Raw genomic sequence first — 5,000 nt, 5'->3', positions numbered from 1 at the left:
AACGGGGCTAAAGATATGCACCGAAGCTTAGGGTTCAGAATTTATTCTGAGCGGTAGCGGAGCGTTCCGTAAGCGAGCGAAGGAGAAGGGTAACCGACTCTGGACGTATCGGAAGTGCGAATGCTGACATGAGTAGCGACAAAGAGGGTGAGATGCCCTCTCGCCGAAAGACCAAGGGTTCCTGCGCAACGCTAATCGGCGCAGGGTTAGCCGGCCCCTAAGACGAGCCCGAAGGGGGTAGTCGATGGGAACCACGTAAATATTCGTGGGCCTGAAGATGTGTGACGGATCGTGGAAGTTGTTTTCTCTTATTGGATTGAGAGGGCAGCCAAGCGGTTCCAGGAAATAGCCTCTTCATATAGACCGTACCCGAAACCGACACAGGTGGTCAGGTAGAGTATACCAAGGCGCTTGAGAGAAGTATCCTGAAGGAACTCGGCAAATTGCCTCCGTACCTTCGGAAGAAGGAGGCCCCATATCGACGCAAGTCTTTGTGGGGGGCACAGGCCAGGGGGTAGCGACTGTTTAGCAAAAACACAGCACTCTGCTAAGTCGGCTTCAAGACGACGTATAGGGTGTGACGCCTGCCCGGTGCTCGAAGGTTAAGAGGAGGAGTGCAAGCTCCGAATTGAAGCCCGAGTAAACGGCGGCCGTAACTATAACGGTCCTAAGGTAGCGAAATTCCTTGTCGGGTAAGTTCCGACCTGCACGAATGGCGTAACGACTTCCCCACTGTCTCCAGGATATGCTCAGCGAAATTGAATTCTCCGTGAAGATGCGGAGTACCCGCGGTTAGACGGAAAGACCCCGTGCACCTTTACTGCAGCTTCAGAGTGGCATTAGGAAATTACTGTGTAGCATAGGTGGGAGGCTTTGAAGCGACGGCGCCAGCTGTCGTGGAGCCATAGGTGAAATACCACCCTGTGATTTTCTGATGTCTAACCTCGCACCGTTAGCCGGTGTAGGGACCCTCTGTGGCGGGTAGTTTGACTGGGGCGGTCGCCTCCTAAAGAGTAACGGAGGCGCGCGATGGTATGCTCAGGACGGTTGGAAACCGTCTGCAAGAGTGCAATGGCATAAGCATGCCTGACTGCGAGACCGACAGGTCGAGCAGAGACGAAAGTCGGTCATAGTGATCCGGTGGTCCCTCGTGGAAGGGCCATCGCTCAACGGATAAAAGGTACGCCGGGGATAACAGGCTGATGATTCCCAAGAGCTCATATCGACGGAATCGTTTGGCACCTCGATGTCGGCTCATCACATCCTGGGGCTGGAGCAGGTCCCAAGGGTTTGGCTGTTCGCCAATTAAAGTGGTACGTGAGCTGGGTTCAGAACGTCGCGAGACAGTTTGGTCCCTATCTGCCGTGGGCGTCGATTGTTGAAAGGAGTTGCCCCTAGTACGAGAGGACCGGGGTGAACGTACCTCTGGTGTACCTGTCATCCTGCCAAGGGTGCCGCAGGGTAGCTATGTACGGACGGGATAACCGCTGAAAGCATCTAAGCGGGAAGCCTCCCTTGAGATAAGCAATCTTCGAACCGTCATAGACCATGACGTTGATAGGCCGGGTGTGGAAGCGCAGTAATGTGTGGAGCTAACCGGTCCTAATAGTTCTTTTCGCGCTTGTAGGATCCATACCATCAACGACAGCCCTGTTCTTACACAGGTCAGGCTGTCCGCGATCGGAGGAAACTTCGAAGCCGGATAAGCCCTCAAAAGCTCAACAAACATCGATTTAAAATACCGAACCGGTCCCCTTGGGTTTACCCAGGGCGACCAGCCCGCCTGCTTTATTGCTTGGTGGCTATAGCGTCTGTGACCCACCCGATCCCATCTCGAACTCGGACGTGAAACCGGACAGCGCCGATGGTACTAGTGCCTAAGCACTGGAAGAGTAGGTCGTCGCCAGGCATTATAGCAGACGGGCTCGGTACAAACCCATTCACAATTTCAAAAAAGCCGCTGCCGGTGCACACCGCGCGGCGGCTTTTTCGTCTCTGGATACCATCCAGAAGACACACATACGGTACCGCGGGGTGGAGCAGTCCGGTAGCTCGTCAGGCTCATAACCTGAAGGTCGTTGGTTCAAATCCAACCCCCGCAACCAAAACAAACAAGGGCTCCGCCAACCGGCAGAGCCCCTTTTTTATGCCTCCCAGAATCACGCGCGAAATAGAGGCGCGCGGAACAGAAGCGCCCGGCAGTTCCGGATGCGAAGCTAGATGAGGGGCGCATCTGGTCGATCCGGTAATTTAGCCGACTTCGTGTATCATGTGCCGAAGTCGGTCGTTCTCATCATTGATTATTTTTCATTCGGCAGTGTAACCCTGCCGAATGAAAATGATCGGGATCGATGCCGTAGCGATGAGGGGGGCTCTGATTTCCCGGCGGCACTTCGCACATGGTGACACCACACATGCTTGAACTGGATCCGCGCGACGAATTGCTTTGCCTGCGCGCGGCAGAGCCGGTTGCCGAATGCTCAGGAATGGTACTGCCGGCGATCGCGCAGGCTTCGATCTTCCGCAAGGAGACGATGGAGGAACTGCACCGAGACCTTGCGCGCGAAAATGCCGCCAATGTCTATTCGCGCGGTACGAACCCTACTGTCCAGGTGCTCGAACGCACACTGGCCGAACTGGAGAGGGGCGAAGCGTGCAAATGCTTTGCCAGTGGCATGGGCGCCATCGGCGCTACGCTTTTCGGCCTGCTCAAAGCGGGCGATCATGTCCTCTTCGTCAACGACATTTACGGACCGACCCTGGAACTGGCGCGGCGTCTCGAAGATTTCGGCGTATCGCACGGTCAGGTCTTCACGGCAGACGTCGCCGCAATCGGTGCGGCCATGCGCGATGAAACACGCATGGTGTTCATGGAAAGTCCGGGTTCGACGCTGTTTCAGCGTATCGATGTCAGAGCCATTGCGAAGCTCGCCCGGGAACTCGGCGCGCTGAGCGTCATCGACAATACGGTTGCAACGCCGCTGCTTCAAAAGCCGATCGAGTTGGGCGTCGACCTGGCGATCCACAGCTGTACGAAGTATATCGGCGGCCACAGCGATGCCGTGGGCGGCGCGCTGATCGGATCGGCAGAGCTGATCGAGCGGGTTTTCTACAACGCCTACATGCTGTTGGGCGCCGTCATGCAGCCGCTGGAGGCCTTCCTGTTCCTGCGCGGATTGATGACATTGCCCACACGAATCCGGCGCCACCATGAAGATGCGCTTTGCCTTGCCAGATATCTGGACAACCGTTCGGACGTGGCGCGCGTCTTCCATCCGCAGCTGGCAGGGGCCACGCAGGCCGATGCCGATGGCTGGCGGGGCCATTCCGGCCTGTTCTCTTTCGAACTTGCCGAGGGAGGCTTCGCGCGTGCCGTAGCAGTCGCCAACCGTCTGCGACTGTTCGGAAAGGCTGTGAGCTGGGGCGGGGCGGAGAGCCTTGTCATCACTGGTCACAAGAGCGACCCGATGGGCAAGGGCGGCGAGGGGCCGCGCATCCCGGCAGGTCTTCTGCGACTGTCGATCGGATTCGAGGGGGCGCACGCCTTGATCGAAGATCTGGATCAGGCGCTGTGAGCATGGCTGAAGCGCATTCCGGTCCGGCGCCGGAGCCACGGCCACCACTTTCGCTTGGCCTTTCCTTGCTGCCGATCATCGCACTGTTCGGTGCGATCGGTATCAGCATGGCAACGGTTGGCACGGGCGGCGGTACACTGCTGCTCTCCATTCTCTTCGCGGCCACCATTGCCGGTCTTGTTGCACGCAAGGCGGGGGCAGGCTGGCTGGAGATTCAGCAGGAAACCGGGCGACAGATTGCCGATGCGCTGCCCGCCATCCTCATTCTTCTGACGATCGGGGCGCTGATCGGCAGCTGGATGTTCAGCGGCACGATACCGATGATGGTCGTTCTCGGTATCGATCTCATCGATCCGCGCTTCATGGTTTTGACGGCCTTCGTTGCAACTGCGGTGATGTCCCTCATTTCCGGCACGTCATGGGGCTCCGCCGGAACGATCGGGGTTGCCCTGATGGGCGCAGCGCAGGCGATGGGCCTGCCGCTCGCGCCGGTCGCCGGGGCCGTGGTGTCCGGGGCCTATTTCGGCGACAAGCTGTCGCCACTGTCCGACATGACCAATATCGCCGCAATCGGTGCGGGAGCGGATTTGTACGATCACATTCGCTGCATGCTCTGGACCAGCCTGCCGGCGGCGGTGGTTGCGATCGTGACGTTTGCCGGGCTCGGACTGGCAGGTGTTTCCAGTGGGACCTTGGCGTCCTCGGACGCGGCGCTGATCAAAGGCGAACTTGTCGGCGCGTTCGATCTCGGACCGCTGGCGGCATTGCCGTTACTGGTTGCGCTCGTCGGGATTGCGCTACGCAAACCGCCCGCCCTTGTGATCCTCGCCTCATCCGTTCTCGCCCTGTTCGTCGGCATCTTTGGCCAGGGATTTTCGTTCGTGGGCGCGGTCGCCAGTTTCGTCGACGGGTTTTCCGCAGCAGTGAACCTGACCGGCGCGGAATTTACTCCGAGCGTCGAGAACCTGCTGGACCGGGGAGGGCTCATGTCGATGTCAGGCACGCTCCTGTTCATCATCGCGGCATTCCTGCTGGCTGCCGGAATGAAAGTGTCGGGCGCGATCGACCGCTTGTTGAACGCACTCCTGGGTTTGGTTCAATCGGTCGTGAGCTTGGTGGCTGCCACTATGGCAGCGGGGGCGATCATGGTCGCAATGACCAGCCATGGCGGCGTGACTGCGCTTATCGTCGGTGGGCTGTTTCGTCGCCCGTTTGCAGAGCGCAATCTGGAACCGCAATATCTGTCTCGCACGATCGAGGATTCCGTCACGGTGACGGAGCCGCTGATGCCATGGACGGTATCCGGCGTGTTCATGGCGTCGACGCTGGGTGTTCCGACTCTTGCGCTGGCACCTTGGGCCGTTTTCTGCTGGCTCGGCCCAGTCACTTCGCTTGCTGCCGCCCTCTTTTTGGCCCGGAAATTCA

The 5,000-nt window shown here is 58.7% G+C and carries 2 protein-coding genes, 1 tRNA gene and 2 rRNA genes (2 of these 5 only partly in view); all 5 read left to right on the top strand.

All coding sequences use genetic code 11. From position 1 onward, the window contains the following. A 23S ribosomal RNA gene (locus K3177_RS14515) occupies nucleotides 1-1,626 on the top strand (it extends 1,166 nt beyond the left edge of the window). Nucleotides 1,627-1,794: 168 nt separating this feature from the next. Continuing rightward, a 5S ribosomal RNA gene (rrf, locus tag K3177_RS14510) occupies nucleotides 1,795-1,909 on the top strand. Nucleotides 1,910-2,028: 119 nt separating this feature from the next. Further along, nucleotides 2,029-2,105, top strand: a tRNA-Met gene (locus tag K3177_RS14505). Nucleotides 2,106-2,414: 309 nt separating this feature from the next. Then, nucleotides 2,415-3,575: a trans-sulfuration enzyme family protein gene (locus K3177_RS14500; RefSeq protein WP_221598804.1), complete on the top strand. Its 1,161-nt coding sequence runs from the start codon at nucleotides 2,415-2,417 to the stop codon at nucleotides 3,573-3,575. A gap of 2 nt (nucleotides 3,576-3,577) precedes the next feature. Further along, on the top strand, nucleotides 3,578-5,000 hold the 5' portion of the coding sequence (locus K3177_RS14495) for a Na+/H+ antiporter NhaC family protein (RefSeq protein WP_221598803.1). 11 nt of this gene lie beyond the right edge of the window; 1,423 of the gene's 1,434 nt are visible here — the first part of the coding sequence; the start codon lies at nucleotides 3,578-3,580; its stop codon lies beyond the right edge, outside the window.

It is taken from the genome of Qipengyuania pacifica (genome assembly GCF_019711555.1).
In the GTDB taxonomy this organism is placed as follows: Bacteria; Pseudomonadota; Alphaproteobacteria; order Sphingomonadales; family Sphingomonadaceae; genus Qipengyuania; species Qipengyuania pacifica.
This window is presented reverse-complemented; position numbering and strand designations above follow the sequence as displayed.